Here is a 14,991-nt window from a genome sequence, read left to right on the forward strand (position 1 = left end):
TGCTTACCCCCCCTTCCGGTTGTCCGATATTGGCTCGGTCCGCACGGCGCGGGCGAATTTCGGCCGAAGCCTCTTTCTGAATCCGGCGGAATGGGGACCGGCCAAGTCCCTGAGCTTGTTGCCGAAAATATTGAGCGAAAGCACGACGAGCATCAGGACGATGCCCGGAAGAATCGAAAACCAGGGCGCAGTCGTCAAATAAATTCTCGATTCGCCCAGCATGCTTCCCCAGCTCGGCGTCGGGGGCTTGATCCCGAGACCCAGAAAGCTGAGCGCCGCTTCCGCGAGGATCGCCTCGGCAAAAATAAACGTCGCCTGAACGATAATCGGCGTCAACGCATTCGGCAAGATGTGCCTCGCCATAATGGCGGACGGCTTAGTTCCGATCGCTTTTGCCGCTTCGACATATTGCATATTCGCGATGAGGAGCGTCGAGGAACGCACGATTCGGGTCATGATCGGCCAAAACGCGATGACCAAAGCAACGACCAGATTAAACAAATTGCCACCCAGCGCGGCTACCATTGCAATCGCCAATAGGATGGAGGGAAATGCCATCATTCCGTCGATAATCCTCATAATGAACGAATCGGCCTTGCGATAATAACCGGCGACCAACCCCGTCGCCGTGCCCAGGACGACCGAGAACAGGGTGACGAGAAAGCCTACGCCGAGCGATATTTGCGCCCCGTACACAACTCTTGCGAAGATGTCCCGTCCGAAGTGGTCCGTTCCGAACGGATGTGTCCATGTCGGAGACAGCAGCCGGGCAGCCGACTGGATTTGCGTGGGGGACTGGACAACCCAGAGCGGCGCCGTAACGGCAGCCGCTATCGTAACGGCCAATATCGATCCGGCGATAGATGTCGCCGTATTTTTTCCTCTTTTTTTTGCGGTTGCAGCCATGCGTGCCCTCCTTTGTTAGTCGTAGCGAATTCGCGGGTCGAAGAAGGCATAGGCAAGATCCACCAGCAAATTCACGATAACATACACGACGGCGATAAACAGGACGCCTCCTTGCAGCGCCGGAAAATCCCGCCGCGAGATAGAATCGGCGATCAGCTGTCCCAGACCGGGAATCGCGAAGACCGATTCGACGACGATGGCGCCGCCCAGAAGTCCGGCTACGGACATGCCGACGACCGTAACGGTTGGAATCATCGCATTGGGGAGAATATGCCGGAGCAACACCTTCTTCTCCGCCGCCCCTTGGCCCGCGCCGTGCGGACGTAATCGTGACCGAGCACGTCCAGCATGCTGTCCCGCAGCATGCGGGCGATCAGGCCGATCTGCTGCACGGACAGAACGACGGCCGGAAGGAGCAGATGAGAAATCCAAGGGCCGAAGCCCTCGGCAAGCGGAACGTAGCCGGCGACTGGCAGCCAACCCAGCGTAACGGAAAACAACAATATGAGCAGCAGAGCCATCCAGAAGCCGGGCATGGAAATGCCGAACAAGGAAAACGATAAAAATACCGATTCGAACCATGAATTCCGTTTCCATACCGCAAGCAATGCCAGCGGCACCGCAATGACGAGACTAAGCAGCGTTGCCAGCAAAGCGAGACCCGCGGTCGTACCGAACCGGTTCAAAACGAGAGACAGCACCGGCTCGCCGGAGAACACTGATTCCCCGAAGTCTCCTTGAAGCACATTGACTAACCAATTCAGGAACTGCTCGTACAACGGAGCATTCAAGCCGAGCGACTCGCGCATCGCCTCGAGCTGCTCGGCCGATGCGGTATCCCCCAATATGGCGGTCGCCGCATCCCCGGGCGTCATATGAATAATGAGAAACACGACGATGCTGACGATCAGCAGCACCGGTATAAGGGAAACAAGCCGACGGGCAATGTAACGGGTCATTTCAAGATGCCCTCCCTTGCCGAAAAATCACCGTACCCGATTACTCGTTCACCCACGTGTTCCAAAAAATGATCCCCATCCATTGCGGCAGGTCGTGCAGCTTGTCGCTGTAAGCGTCCAGTCCAACCTCGTTGATCAGCTTGACGATCGGGATTTCCTCGTATACGATTTTGTTTGTTTCCTCCAGCAATTTTTTCTGCTCTTCGGCGTTGCCCGTCGAATTCCAGGCGTCCAGCACGGTGTTCATGGCTTCGCTCGTGTAATTTTCGGACCCCGCGTAGCCCGGTTCCAGCCACAGCGTCAGAGGCAGATCGAACACGGGCGCGAAGCCGATGACGAACAGGTCGAATTCGCCCGGCTGCGTAATCATCTCGGTCAGCGTCGTATATTCGTAGGTTTGCAGCTCGACATTAAAGCCGACTTCCTGAAGCTGCTGCATGACGATTTGTGCCGACTTGTAATGATCGTCGTAGCTTGTCGAAGCGATAATGCGGATAGGTTCGTTGTTATAGCCGGCTTCGGCCATCAGTTGCTTGGCCTTTTCCGGATCGAAGGCGTAGGCCTCCGCATTGGCCGTCGAGTACAATTCCTTTTGCGGTGGAAAGAAAATCGAAGGATCGACCTTGTAAAAATTGGGATCGCCGTACGTCACGAGACCGATTGCGTCACGGTCGAGCGCGTAATTGACCGCTTGGCGGAGACGGACATCGTTGAAAGGAGCCTCGGACTTGTCGGGAATGACCGTAAGGAACTTTTTCATTTCGTTGACCGGCGTTTGCACGCCCTCGAACGTTTGGACGAGCGAATACAAATCCTGCGGCACCGCCATCACATAATCGAATTGTCCCGAACGGAGGCCGTTGACCCGAACCTGGGGATCGGAGACAATGTCGAAGCTGATCTTGTCGGCATAGGCGACTTTCTTGCCGGTAAGCCCGCCCCAATCCTCCTCGCGGGAAACGTAGTCGTCGAACCGCGTAAGCGTAATTCGTTGGCCTCTTTGCCAGCTTTCCAACTTGTACGGCCCGGTGCCGACGACGAGCGAATCGTCTGTAAATCGCGTGTCGCCCGCGGCCTCGGCGATTTTCGCCGGCATAATGACAAGCGCGTTTTGCGGACCGGCAAAAAAGCGGATCAGCGGCATGTAGACTTCGTTCAAGCGGATCGTGAAGGAGTAATCGTCAACTTTGTCAATCGACTCGATTTTTTCCGCAGCGAGCTTGCCGAAGCGGGAGACGACCGTCCACCGGTCGATCGACGCGATAACGTCGTCCGCCTTCATCTCGGCTCCGTTGTGGAATTTGACGCCTTGCCGAAGCTTGATCGCGTACGTCAGCTGATCTTCGCTCAATTCGTATCTGTCGGCCAGCATCGGCTTGACCGAAAGGTCCTTGTCCAGCGCAAACAGCTGCTCGTAAATATGGTAGGCGACATTGGCGGTCGAAAAGGAGCCGGAGCTTGTCCAGTCGAGAGCCGGAAGATCGGCTTCGATGGCGACGGTGATGGTGCCTCCGGTTACAGGTTCCGTAACGGAAGAGGCGGAGGCTTCGGCAGAAACGGAAGATGAGGACGCGGGAGACGAGGTTGACGTCGGAGTCGCCGAATTGCCGCCGGTGCACGCAGCCAATGCCGCCATGCTTGCGATAAGCAGGGTGAGAATCGCTTTTTTGGACAAGCTCTTCGATTTCATTGGTTATTCCTCCTGAAATTTCGATTGATTTTTTTGAATTTTTAATTATTTGACCACAAAATCATGCTGCCGAATGCCGGCAAGATGAGAGCTTAAAGCCTGGGTGAAAAAAAGGACGTCGATAGGCGGTATCGTGAAAAAGGTACAGCCCCAGTCGGCATATCGGGCCACATCGTCAGCAGTAAAGGCCGGAATGCCGATGCCGACGCCGGCTTCGCGGGAAATCCGCACCGTCTCCTTCATCGCCTCGATCACTTCCGGATGATCGAATCGGTCCTGGTGTCCGAGCGATGCGGCCAGATCCGCCGGTCCGATGAACAGGGCATCCAGGCCGTCGACGGCGACAATATCGCGAATGCGATCCACCGCTTCCGTGTCCTCGATCATCCCGATGACGGTTACCCGATTGTTCTGGCGCTTCAAATGCTCCTGAAACGGCACCGCTCCGTAACGGGCGGCCCTGGACGACCCGTCAAGCCCCCGCTTGCCGAACGGACGGTATTTGGCAGTGTCGACCGTTCGCTGAGCCTGCTCCCGGGATGTCAGATGCGGAACCATAATGCCCTCCGCTCCCGCATCGAGAACCCGCAGCATTGCGTCGTAATCGTTTTTGGGCGTACGGATGATCGAATGAATTCCCGCTCCTTCCGCGGCGCGAAGCATATGCTCGGCCGTACCGAAATCCAGCGTCGTATGCTCCATATCGATCACCGCAAAGTCGTAGCCCGCATATCCGGCCATTTCGATAACGGCCGGGTCCTTCAATGTCGCAATCATGCCGTATGCCGGCTGTCTACCGTTTAACCCCGAACGAAGCAGATTCATGTCAGTCGGACTCCTTCTTGTTCCTCATTTCGCTTTTACGTATAAAGTTCGGTTCTTCTGTGTCGATGGGAGGGGAGGGTTTTCCGAACGCTTGCGATCCTGCCGAGGTCGATTTCGCAAGGAATGAGAGCTTCCGATTCTGGACCCGTGACAAGCTGCACGCCCATCGGATCGACGATCAGGCTCTGTCCGGTGTAAAAATCGCTCGCCTGGTTGCAAGCTACCACATATAAGGTATTTTCGAGGGCGCGGGTGGTAACGAGGTTCGTCCAATGAAACTCCTTCATCGGCCCCCGTACCCAGCCTGACGGAACGACGATAATATCCGCTCCGCGCAGCGCCTGGTAACGGGCGATTTCGGGGAACCTCAGCTCGTAGCATACAAAGACACCAAGCTTGCCGAACGGAGTGTCAATGGGGTCGAACAAGACCGGGCCGGGTTCGATCGAATCCGATTCCCGGAAGCCGAAAGCGTCGTACAGATGAGTCTTGCGGTAAACGCCGGCCACTTCGCCGTCGTCCGACACGACGACCACCGTGTTGTACACCCGGTCGCTACGATTCGGCAGCTTCTCCTTCATGCCAAACACAAGCCAGGTCCGGAAGCGGGAGGCAAGCTCCCGCAATTGCGCCGTGAACGGGCCTTCGAGCGTTTCTGCGTCTTCGACTATCGTTTCAATCGGCGTCCCGACGGGAAAATAGCTCATAAAAATTTCCGGAAATACGACCATTTGCGCCTGATACCGCGTAGCCGACCGTTCGACCGCGGCCGCCGCTTTTTCATAATTCGCGCGTTTGTCCGAAACGGAGCCCAATTGGGCCATGACGATTCGAAGCGGGGAGTCGGATGCCGGCAAATCGCTTCACGTCCTTTAGATTGGTTTTTTTGGATGCAAATTAGTATACAAGATATTTTTGGAAAGTTTTTTTGCCGGCCCTCTATGTTTGGAGATAGCCGGTTACAACTTTCCTTTATTCAAATGCTCCTCCAGCAAGAGGACGGCACGATCGGCGTCCTTATCGATGATCGCGTTCAAAATGTTCCGATGCTCTTCAATAAAAATTTCGAGTATGTCCGGCTTGTTTCGCAGCCATTTGCCCGAACGGACCGTAAACTGCCTGTCCCTCGCTTGCCGGTACATTTTGATGAACTGACGGTTTCCCACAATCTCAAGCAAATAATGGTGAAACATCGAATCTTTCTCCAGAAGCTCGTAAAAATCGTTCTTCCGGTAGGCCTCCTCCTGCATAGAGATGATCGATTTCAGTTCATCGATGTGGCGGTCGTGCAGTTGGTGTACCGCGAGCTTCAGGGAGTACGTCTCGATGGCTGCGCGCATCTCGATCAGCTCGTTTCGCTCTTCTACGGTCAGGTCGGTAAACACGATGCCCCGGTTTGGCATGATGCGCAGGAAGCCTTCGTGCTGCAGCCGGTTAAGCGCTTCGCGAATCGGCGTACGGCTCATCTCCAGTTCCTGAACAAGCGTATTTTCGGAGGTGTAGCCTTCTTCTCCCTTCATCATCTTCTCTTTAATTTTTTCATAAGCGATATCTTTTAGAAGAACTTTCCTTTTATCCTGGATCATCGACTCACACCTGTCTGCTATGTTATATACCAACTTGTATACAGCTTGGGGAAGATAAGTTGATTATAAAAGCAGACCCCCGCTTTTGCAATTCTTTTTATGAAACCAACGCGTCCAGGGGATTGACGTATTCGAAGCCCAAATCCTCGGCTGTCTTTCGGAAGGTCATGAAGCCGCCCGCCGTATTCAGCCCCGACTGCAAGGCATGCGATGCGCGAACGGCTTCAGCGGCGCCCCGTTCGGCAATTTGCAGCATATAGGGAACCGTTGCGTTCGTCAAGGCGATGGTGGACGTACGAGGCACCGCTCCGGGCATATTCGCCACAGCATAATGAACCACTCCATGCTTGACGTAAACCGGGGCGTCATGGGTCGTCACCCGGTCGGCCGTCGCGAAAACGCCTCCTTGATCGATCGCTACGTCGACGATGACCGAACCTTTTTTCATCGTTTGCACCATCGCCTCCGATACGAGCTTAGGTGCTTTTCCTCCCGGTATGAGTACCGCGCCTACAACCAGATCGGATTGCTCCAGGCAGCTCGCGATATTCGCCGGATTGGAGATCAGCGTTTGCAGCCGCCCCCGAACGTCCGTTCAAGTTCGCCTAGCCGGTCGCCATCGAGATCGAGCATCGATACGTCCGCGCCCATTCCAAGCGCGATCTGCGCCGCATTGCCCCCAACGACGCCGCCGCCGATGATCGTCACCTTCCCTTTCGGCACCCCCGGAATGCCTCCAAGCAGAATACCTCGTCCGCCTTCTTTTTTCTCAAGGAACCGGGCGCCGATCTGAACGGCCATTTTGCCGGCGATTTCGCTCATGGGCTTGAGCAGCGGGAGCACCCCATTTCGTTCGACCGTTTCGTACGCGATGGAGGTTACCTTGCTGTCGGTCAGCGCCCGAGCCAGTTCCGGCTCTGCCGCCAAATGCAAATACGTGAACAAGACAAGTCCCTCTCGGAAATGGACATACTCCTCGGGCAATGGCTCCTTGACCTTCACGACCATCTCCGCTTGCCAAACCTCGGCGGCGGACGGCACGATTTTCGCTCCGGCGGAGGCGTATTCCCCGTCGGCGAAGCCGCTTCCCTCTCCAGCGCCCCGTTCCACTGCGACATGGTGGCCGGCCCGAACGATCGCGGCCGTCGCCGCAGGGGTCAACGCTACGCGGTACTCGTTGTTTTTGATTTCCTTCGGCACTCCGATTCTCATGTTGATGTTACCCCTCCCGGAATAAGGTTGGCCTATCCTCAAGCTGCGGCATGCGGAAGCGGACGACCGACTCGACGGCGCAAGGCTTGCAGCATTGATTGATCTGCACGTCCCCGGCCACTCCCATCAGCATGTACGCATCCGTTTTCGAAAGCGACCATTCCTGTACGATCAGTTTCTGCATCGTTTCCGCCGCCAGCCGGACGGCCGTCAGCAGCTCGTGATTGGACGCGATGGCGTACCATGATCCGTCCTTGATCGCGATCGGCCATTCCGGCGCCGACGCGGTTTTAAGCACCGTCAGCCGGACGTCCGCGTAACCGGCAATCTCGATGCCGACGCCGCAAATTTCGCCGTCTCCCATCGCGGCGTGCAAATCCCCTAAGGCGAACAGGGCGCCCTTCGCGCGAACCGGCAAATACAATACCGCGCCGGACGTCAGGACGTTCGCATCCAAATTGCCCCCATGGGGACCGGGATGGCCGCACGGGATTTCCCCCTCTGCGGGCGCCGTCCCGATCACCCCGATCATCGGCCGGATTGGCAGCTCGATTCCGTCCGCAAAAAGGGCTTTCCCGTTACGAATCGGCACCGTTCGGACAGCGCTTTGCGCAGTGTGCTCCAGCGTTCCGATGCCGGGGATGGAAGTAACGACGCCTTGGCCGTCAAGACCGATATCCAAGATCTCGACCTTCAACACGTCTCCCGGCTTGGCTTCTTCGATACGGACGGGGCCCGCGGCCGGATTGATTCGGGAATAATCGATCCCTTCGACGGTTTGGCCGGGGGAAGAAATCGCACCGGAAAAGCAATCCAGCGTATGAAACCGAACGACGGTTCCGCTTCGAACCGTCAATGCGGGGACATGGTCCTTGGAAAAGCTGTAAATATGGGTATCTTGAATCGTTTCGAGCAAACCTCTCTCTCCTTCCGGTTATGGCATTACGAGTCCGACTCCGCTCGTCTCCTGTTCGATCATCGCCTTCAGCATGGCCCCGATATAGGCTCCGGCCTCCACCGGCGGCGTGCCGCTCCGATGAATATTCGAGATGACGTTGCGTCGGGATTCGAGCGTTCCTGTACAGGGCCGGTAACACATGTACGCGCTCATCGAGCTGGAGCAGACGAGTCCAGGGCGCTCGCCGATCAGCAATACGAGCGCCTCCGGCTGGAGCGCGTCCCCGATAGGGTCCATGCAAGCCACCCGGCCCCTTTCGACGTAAAACGTCGTGCCGCGGCTCAGCCCGTAATGCGTCAGCGAATCGTACAAAGCGGGAAGCACGTCGCCCAGGTTCGCGGTAATTGCGTTAGCGCTTAGCCCGTCGCTTACGACGATTTGCACTTGCGGCCTGCGCACGCAATTTTCGCGCAGCCATTCGGCGCCGGCCGCAGACAAAACTCGGCCTTCGTCCGGACGCCGGAGGTAGTCCTCCTTGGATAAGCTTGCGGTTTGAATGCTGTGCAGGCCGAACCGGTCGAGCAGCGCGGCGGGAACCTCGCTGTAGACCGCATCGACGGCGGATGCGTGGTCCACCCGAAAGTTCAGCATTTCCCTCGTCGTCGGCCTTGAGCCCGCTCTCCCCACGGCAATTCTTGCCGGCGTGGCGTCTTTCATTTTCCTCAACGCCGCGTTATCCGCCGGATTGGATAAGGACCGGATTTCTCCGGCCGCGCTTGATTCCGGCGTCTCCCTGTTTCGGTCCTTCATGCCGGAAATTCTCACCTCCTCTCGAGAACGAACGGTTTAAGCGAAAAACGAAGCGTCGCCGGCAAGCCCGGTCAGCCGCCCGTCCTTCATCAGGCCGTTGTCCGTCAGCCAGCGTTCGAAAGCCGGGGCCGGACGAAGCCCCAGCAGCTCCCTGACGGTCGCGATGTCGTGAAAGCTAAGTGACTGGTAGTTGAGCATGCAGTCGTCGCCCATCGCGACGCCGATCAAAAAGTTGACTCCCGCCGAAGCCAGCAACACGCCCAGATTTTCCATGTCGTTCTGGTCGGCCTTCATATGATTCGTGTAGCAAACGTCGACTCCCATCGGCAAGCCATGCAGCTTGCCCATGAAGTGATCCTCGAGACCGGCCCTTGTAACTTGCTTGCTGTCGTACAAATATTCGGGTCCGATAAAGCCGACGACCGTATTGACCAGAAAAGGATCGTATCTCCTCGCGAGGCCGTAGCAACGCGATTCCAGCGTCACCTGGTCGATCCCGTGATGGGCTTCGGCCGACAGCTCGGAGCCCTGCCCGGTTTCGAAGTACCACCGATTCGGCCCCGTTGCCGTCCCGCTTGCGCGAATCAGTTCGTCGGCTTCGTCAAGCAACGTCGCATCGATGCCGAACGAACGGTTGCCGGTCTCCGTTCCGGCCAGGCTTTGAAATATCAGATCCGCCGGCGCCCCCTGGCGGATCGCCTTCATCTGGGTCGTCACGTGCGCCAGCACGCAGTTCTGCGTGGGTATGCGCCACTTAACCATCGCGTCCTTGGTCGCTTCCAGAATCGAACGGACGCTGTCGGACGTATCGATGACCGGATTCACGCCGATGACGGCATCGCCGATCCCGTAACTGAGCGCTTCGAACAAGGCGGACACGATACCCTGAATCCGGTCGGACGGATGATTGGGCTGCGCCCTTCCGGTCAGCACTCCTTTTTGCCCGATGCTCGTATTACACGTCGTGATGACTTCGATCTTGGCGGAAGCCGCAATCAAATCCAGATTGCTCATGATTTTGGCGACGGCCGCGATCATTTCGCTGGTCAAGCCTTGCCCCAGGCGAAGAAGTCCGGCGGAATCGGTATCGTGGCTTAAGATATGTTCCCTCAGCTCCGCCACCGTCCATTCCTTGACCGCTTCATAGACTAGTTCGTCTACCCCCTCTTCGATCAGGCGGGACACCTCGTCGTCTTCCGGCGGCAGCAGCGGAAACTCCCGGAAATCCCGAAGCCGCAGTTGCGCAATCGCCAGCTTGGCCGCCATTCGCTCTGTCGCATCCGAGGCCGCAAGACCGGCAAGGCGGTCTCCGGACTTTTCCTCGTTAGCTTTTGCCATCACTTCTTTTAAATTGCGAAACGAATAGCGGGTTCCTCTAAGCGTGATGTCGGTTTTCAAAGGGATCCTCCTTTCGGCAAATCGTGAAAGAGCAGAGTTTTCACCGTTACCGGGATGGCCAGACCGCCCGCAAGCGGCATCCCTAAATCCAGGTAGTCTCCGCGGCTGCCGTCGACTTGATCGATGCAAATAATTTGCGGACCATCCGGACATCGGGAGCTTAGTGCATGCCCTAGCGCCTTGGCCATATCGAGCTCGCACAGCACGATCAGAATTCCGACTTTGCCGAAGCGGCGGATATAAGCGGCGGCCAGCGCATCGGCGAGCGCGACGGTGTCCTCATAGCCGAAATACGCGGGGCCGCTAATATAGACAGCCACCCCTTCCGTATTCGACTCGCCATAAAGCAGCGCCCACCCCCGAACGCTTCGTCGGCAAGCGCTGCAAACCGTTCGTTTTTCGACTCGGCGAAGCTCGGTCCGGCCAGCCGGAGCGGTGTCATCGGAATATTTCGCAGCGGCAAAAGGACGTTCTCGACAAAGCAGGTCGACCCGCTGATGTCGTTGTGCTGCGTGCCGGCCCCAATCACCGTGGCCCTGAACGCCTGCTCCGGAACAACGGGAACGATCCCCCTATTCTCACATTCCCTTTTAAGCATATGGGCCAGCAAAGGACCGATATCGCCATATCGGCTCACGGCTTCCAAATCTTGCGGAGGAGGCCCCTTCATGCATTCGGCGATCCCGCCGGAAAAACCCAATTCGGTTATCGGTGTCAGCGCGGATGTCGCAGGCATGTTCAGTACCAAGCTTCCGAAACCCGGTGCCACGTTCGTTCCTGTCAAGAAATTGATCAGTTCGACGGCAACGCGGCCGAAAATCCGCTCCAACAGACGGTAGGTAACGGTTTGCCCGATCGAGATCTCGAATGACCGGAGCCGGAGCCATCTGGAGAAAAAAGGAGAAAGCCCGGTGACGACGCCTTCTTTCGTAAGCCGCAGCATTCGACCTCCGACATGAAAGCATGCCGTATCGGAAACCGCTCCGGACCGGAACCAGACCGCATTGGCGGTGCCGCCACCAATGTCAATATTGGCCAACTCCCTGCTCGCGGCTGAGGACCTTGCGGCGACGCCTGCTCCTTTTCCGGCCAATATGCCCTCAAGCGCGTCTCCAGCCACTGCGACAACGAAGTTGCCAGCCTTTCCCGCCAGCAGATGCAAAATTTGGCGGGCATTTTTTTTGAGGGCCGTTTCGCCGGTAATGATCACCGCCCCGGTTTGAATGTCCTGCGGATCGATGCCGGCTTTGGCGTACTCCTCTTTAAGCCACTTCCATAGCGGCTGGACAGCAATCAGAAAATTTTTTTTTACGGGCGTTTCGATAACCGGACTTGCGTACAAAAGATCCCGGCCTACGGTTTCATACCGCGGCAACGAAGAATAGGAGGAGGTTTGCTCGATGACGAGCCTGGAGACAACCATTTTCGTCGTGCTGCTTCCCAAATCCAAGCCTACGCTTAAAACGGAATAGCTACGTTTCATGAACCATCTTCCCCGCCAGCCGATGTTTGGATATCCCCGTGGACATGCTCGTTCGCAGCAGCATCCGATGAGCCTCGTCTTCCGTAATCCTCAACTGCTTCATCAACTTTGCTTTCGCGCGCTCTATCTCTTTATTTTGTTGAAGCAGAAAGCGCAGTTTCTCGAATTTTTGGATCAAAACCTGCAGCCTGCGGCGATAAAACAAGGCGCTTTCGATGGCGGCCGCAAGCTCTCCGCCTCTTTCCGGCTTGATCGCATAGGCCGCCTTCCCTCTCTTTGCGGCTTCGCGAACCTCGTGCTTCTGCCGCTCACCGGCCAGGAGAAGAACAGCGCTATCGGTAAACTTCCCGATCAATTCGGCGGCCTTGAGCGCATCTTTTTCCAACCAATCCATATCCAGAATAATCAAATCCGGTCGATCAGCATGTGCCCTTTCCACAACGGCCTCACCCCTAACTGCTTCATGATCAAGTCGGCAATCGGAGGGTATCCAGTCTTTGAGTATGGAAGTCAAGTCGGGCCCGCATGCCGCTAGCGCTGTGTACGCCACAAAAGCGGCCTCCTTTTTTTCTAGATTTATATTTGAAATTATAGAAACAAACTTGTATTCCAACCGGTATACAACTTATTATAGTAAGAGAAAGTGGTTTTGCAATGGTTTTTTTGAAATTTAAAAATTATTCATAAAGGCGAGGTTGGCTTCGGGATTAATTATGGTAAACATTCGATAAAATAAAACTCTGGATATGAAAAAACACCGCTTATCTGCTGGTTAAGCGCAACCAATAGATAAGCGATGTTTGCAGAGAATCACTCATTGATTTCCTTAATTGAAAACTTTAGCTCACCTTATGCTCGATCCGCAGCTTATCCGCCACCATCGCGATGAACTCGCTGTTTGTCGGCTTCGATTTGCTGATATTGATCGTGTAGCCGAACAGGTGGCTGATGCTGTCGATGTTGCCGCGCGTCCAGGCGACTTCGATCGCGTGGCGAATCGCGCGTTCGACGCGGGACGGCGTCGTTTTGAATTTTTCGGCGATCGCCGGGTACAGCGTCTTCGTAATCGCGCCGAGGATTTCGATGTTGTTGTACACCATCGTAATCGCTTCGCGCAAATATTGATACCCTTTAATATGAGCGGGTACGCCGATTTCGTGAATGATGCTCGTAATGTTGGCGTCGAGGTTTTTCGGTTTGCCGATCGGCACGATGTTCGAACGCGCCACGCTGGCGATCGAGGACGTCGATACCGGAGCCGAGACGGCCGAATATCCGGCCAGTTGACGAATTCGATTGGCGAGCACATCCATGTCGAACGGTTTTAATATGTAGTAGGAAGCCCCAAGTTGAACCGCTCGCTGCGTGATGTTCTCCTGCCCAAACGCCGTAAGCATAATAATCTTCGGCATCGGAGACAAATTCATATCCCGAAGCTTTTCAAGCACGCCTAGTCCGTCCAAGTGCGGCATGATGATATCGAGAATCATCACATCGGGTACGAGACGATTTTCTTCCAATTGGCGGATGACTTCTTCTCCGTTGTACGCCACCCCGATGACCGTCATGTCATCCTGCTCTTCAATGTAATCGGACAACAAATTCGTAAATTCTCGGTTGTCGTCAGCCAGAAATACTTCGATCCGCTGCAAGGTTGGTCCTCCCTTATCTACATTTAGGTTAGTGTTGCTCTGTGTATCCAAATTCGACACGACCACTTTGAATCCTTCTTGATTAGAATTTTTTTCTTTATTTTTTATCCGAGATGCTCTATAATGAAGTTTTGTGCCAAATGACGTCTTTTTTCGAACTTTTTCGACAAAAGTTCCTGCTTCTCCCAATAACGCAAACATCCAAGGCGTTAAACCGCCTTAGATGTTGTTTGGTTCGGTTGCAGGACGATGCCGGCGTCTTGCAGCATCCATTCGATATAACAGCCGTATCCCGAAGTCGGATCGTTAACGAATACGTGGGTTACCGCTCCGACCAGTTTTCCTTTTTGAATAATCGGGCTTCCGCTCATCCCTTGCACGATCCCGCCCGTTCGTTCAAGCAGCCGCGGGTCGGTAATTCGGATGACCATGCCTTTCGTTGCAGGCGACGTTTGTTTGGCGACATGAACGATCTGAATGTTGAACTTCTCCACTTTTTGTCCGTTGACGACCGTTAAAATTTCCGCCGGACCTTCCTCGACTTCCTCGGCGAAAGCAACCGGCACCGGCTTCTGATGAAGGCCGTGATCGGGAAGTTCGCGCATTTTGCCGAAAATGCCGAACGATGTGTTGCGTTCCACGCTTCCCAGCGTTTTTCCTTCTTTTACGAAGTTGGCCCTCTTTTCGCCCGGTTCGCCGTTCTGGCTTTTGGAAATCGACAGCACGTTCGATTGCAAAATTTGACCGTCGCCGACGACGATCGGCGTTTGAGTATCCATGTCCGTGATGACATGGCCCAGCGCTCCGTACACGCCTTGATCCGGCGCATAAAACGTAAGCGTTCCGACGCCGGCGGCCGAATCCCGGATGTAAAGCCCGAGCCTCCACACCTTGTCCTCCAAATCGAACGCCGGCTTAAGCTGCGTGCGGAAACGGCTTTTGCCCCTTTGGACGACAAGATCGAGCGGCACGTTGCTTTTGCCGGCTTGTTCGGCCAGCGCCGCCACCTTCGAAACGTCGTTTAACGGCTGCCCGTTGATCTCGACAATCAGATCGCCGAGCCGAAGCTTCGCTTCCTCGCCGGGAGACATCCGGGTTTCCGGGCTCGTGCGGATCAAATGATGTCCGACGACCATGATGCCCGCGGATTTGACTTTGACTCCGATCGTTTGCCCGCCAGGAACGACGCGCAAATCGGGCACGACCTGCAGCTTAACCGTCTTAAACGGGATTTTGCCGAACAACCGGAGCTTCAGTTTCGTGACTCCGCTGTTTTTGGACTCGATCGATAACGGTTTGTTCAAATCGACAGGGAAATGCTCCCGATTCGCGCCGTTGACGACCGCCACCTGAGGATCCAGGCTCCCTTGGGCATGGACGGGCATGGCGTAATGAAGCCGCTTCGATTGGCCCTCGAACAGGCGGAGCTCGTCAGGAAAAGCGGCATAATGCCGAATCGGACCCGAGGAAGCGGCTAGACAAAGAAATAAAACGAGAACGATGCCGATTTTGCGTCGTATGGAGGCTGTTCGGTTCAAATTCTCACGCTCCCTTACAGTCTTTCCGGCATTT

Annotated in this window: 12 protein-coding genes and 3 pseudogenes; all 15 read right to left on the reverse strand. The window is 55.6% G+C overall.

Annotation, left to right across the window (positions count from 1 at the left end; genetic code table 11):
• Positions 1–3 precede the first annotated feature (3 nt).
• The 15 genes and pseudogenes from JW799_RS25070 to spoIVB all read right to left on the reverse strand — a co-directional run bounded on the left by JW799_RS25070 (position 4) and on the right by spoIVB (position 14,957).
• Positions 4–906 carry an ABC transporter permease gene (locus JW799_RS25070; RefSeq protein ID WP_205432228.1) on the reverse strand — a complete coding sequence of 301 codons (903 nt, stop codon included), beginning with the start codon at positions 904–906 and terminating at the stop codon, positions 4–6.
• 15 nt (positions 907–921) lie between these two features.
• Positions 922–1,865, reverse strand: a pseudogene (locus JW799_RS25075) (ABC transporter permease).
• Between the two features lie 40 nt (positions 1,866–1,905).
• Positions 1,906–3,555, reverse strand: coding sequence for an ABC transporter substrate-binding protein (locus JW799_RS25080; protein ID WP_205432231.1), 1,650 nt, complete (start codon positions 3,553–3,555; stop codon positions 1,906–1,908).
• A 45-nt stretch (positions 3,556–3,600) separates the two neighbouring features.
• On the reverse strand, positions 3,601–4,380 hold the full coding sequence (locus JW799_RS25085; protein WP_205432233.1) for an HpcH/HpaI aldolase family protein: 780 nt from the start codon (positions 4,378–4,380) through the stop codon (positions 3,601–3,603).
• 35 nt (positions 4,381–4,415) lie between these two features.
• Entirely contained in the window at positions 4,416–5,237 is an 822-nt protein-coding gene (locus JW799_RS25090; protein WP_205432235.1) for a carbon-nitrogen hydrolase family protein, read from the reverse strand.
• Between the two features lie 102 nt (positions 5,238–5,339).
• Positions 5,340–5,966, reverse strand: coding sequence for a GntR family transcriptional regulator (locus JW799_RS25095; RefSeq protein ID WP_205432237.1), 627 nt, complete (start codon positions 5,964–5,966; stop codon positions 5,340–5,342).
• A gap of 97 nt (positions 5,967–6,063) precedes the next feature.
• Positions 6,064–7,178 (reverse strand): annotated as a pseudogene (gene ald / locus JW799_RS25100) (alanine dehydrogenase).
• Positions 7,179–7,185: 7 nt separating this feature from the next.
• Positions 7,186–8,094 (reverse strand): acetamidase/formamidase family protein, encoded by a 909-nt coding sequence (locus tag JW799_RS25105; protein WP_205432239.1) that lies wholly within the window; start codon positions 8,092–8,094, stop codon positions 7,186–7,188.
• Between the two features lie 18 nt (positions 8,095–8,112).
• Positions 8,113–8,886, reverse strand: coding sequence for an ethanolamine ammonia-lyase subunit EutC (gene eutC, locus JW799_RS25110; protein ID WP_205432241.1), 774 nt, complete (start codon positions 8,884–8,886; stop codon positions 8,113–8,115).
• 36 nt (positions 8,887–8,922) lie between these two features.
• Entirely contained in the window at positions 8,923–10,284 is a 1,362-nt protein-coding gene (locus tag JW799_RS25115; protein ID WP_205432243.1) for an ethanolamine ammonia-lyase subunit EutB, read from the reverse strand.
• Positions 10,281–10,769: an ethanolamine ammonia-lyase reactivating factor EutA gene (locus JW799_RS29420; RefSeq protein ID WP_205433087.1), complete on the reverse strand. Its 489-nt coding sequence runs from the start codon at positions 10,767–10,769 to the stop codon at positions 10,281–10,283. Before JW799_RS29420 ends, JW799_RS25115 begins: the two co-directional genes overlap by 4 nt.
• Positions 10,721–11,767, reverse strand: a pseudogene (locus tag JW799_RS29005) (ethanolamine ammonia-lyase reactivating factor EutA); the annotation flags it as partial. The pseudogene JW799_RS29005 and the gene JW799_RS29420, both read right to left, overlap by 49 nt.
• Positions 11,757–12,317 carry an ANTAR domain-containing protein gene (locus JW799_RS29425; protein ID WP_205432245.1) on the reverse strand — a complete coding sequence of 187 codons (561 nt, stop codon included), beginning with the start codon at positions 12,315–12,317 and terminating at the stop codon, positions 11,757–11,759. The gene JW799_RS29425 and the pseudogene JW799_RS29005, both read right to left, overlap by 11 nt.
• A 289-nt stretch (positions 12,318–12,606) precedes the next feature.
• A complete protein-coding gene (spo0A, locus tag JW799_RS25130) occupies positions 12,607–13,419 on the reverse strand; it encodes a sporulation transcription factor Spo0A (protein ID WP_080838394.1) in 813 nt (270 codons plus the stop codon).
• A gap of 209 nt (positions 13,420–13,628) precedes the next feature.
• A complete protein-coding gene (gene spoIVB, locus JW799_RS25135) occupies positions 13,629–14,957 on the reverse strand; it encodes a SpoIVB peptidase (RefSeq protein WP_205432248.1) in 1,329 nt (442 codons plus the stop codon).
• Positions 14,958–14,991 lie beyond the last annotated feature (34 nt).

It is taken from the genome of Cohnella algarum (genome assembly GCF_016937515.1).
GTDB classification, from domain to species: domain Bacteria; phylum Bacillota; class Bacilli; order Paenibacillales; family Paenibacillaceae; genus Cohnella; species Cohnella algarum.

Excerpts from the sequence above, each read along its gene's own strand:
- JW799_RS25070 (WP_205432228.1), bottom strand. The coding sequence starts at position 906 with ATGGCTGCAACCGCAAAAAAAAGAGGAAAAAATACGGCGACATCTATC.
- JW799_RS25080 (WP_205432231.1), bottom strand. The coding sequence starts at position 3,555 with ATGAAATCGAAGAGCTTGTCCAAAAAAGCGATTCTCACCCTGCTTATC.
- JW799_RS25085 (WP_205432233.1), bottom strand. The coding sequence starts at position 4,380 with ATGAATCTGCTTCGTTCGGGGTTAAACGGTAGACAGCCGGCATACGGC.
- JW799_RS25095 (WP_205432237.1), bottom strand. The coding sequence starts at position 5,966 with ATGATCCAGGATAAAAGGAAAGTTCTTCTAAAAGATATCGCTTATGAA.
- eutC (WP_205432241.1), bottom strand. The coding sequence starts at position 8,886 with ATGAAGGACCGAAACAGGGAGACGCCGGAATCAAGCGCGGCCGGAGAA.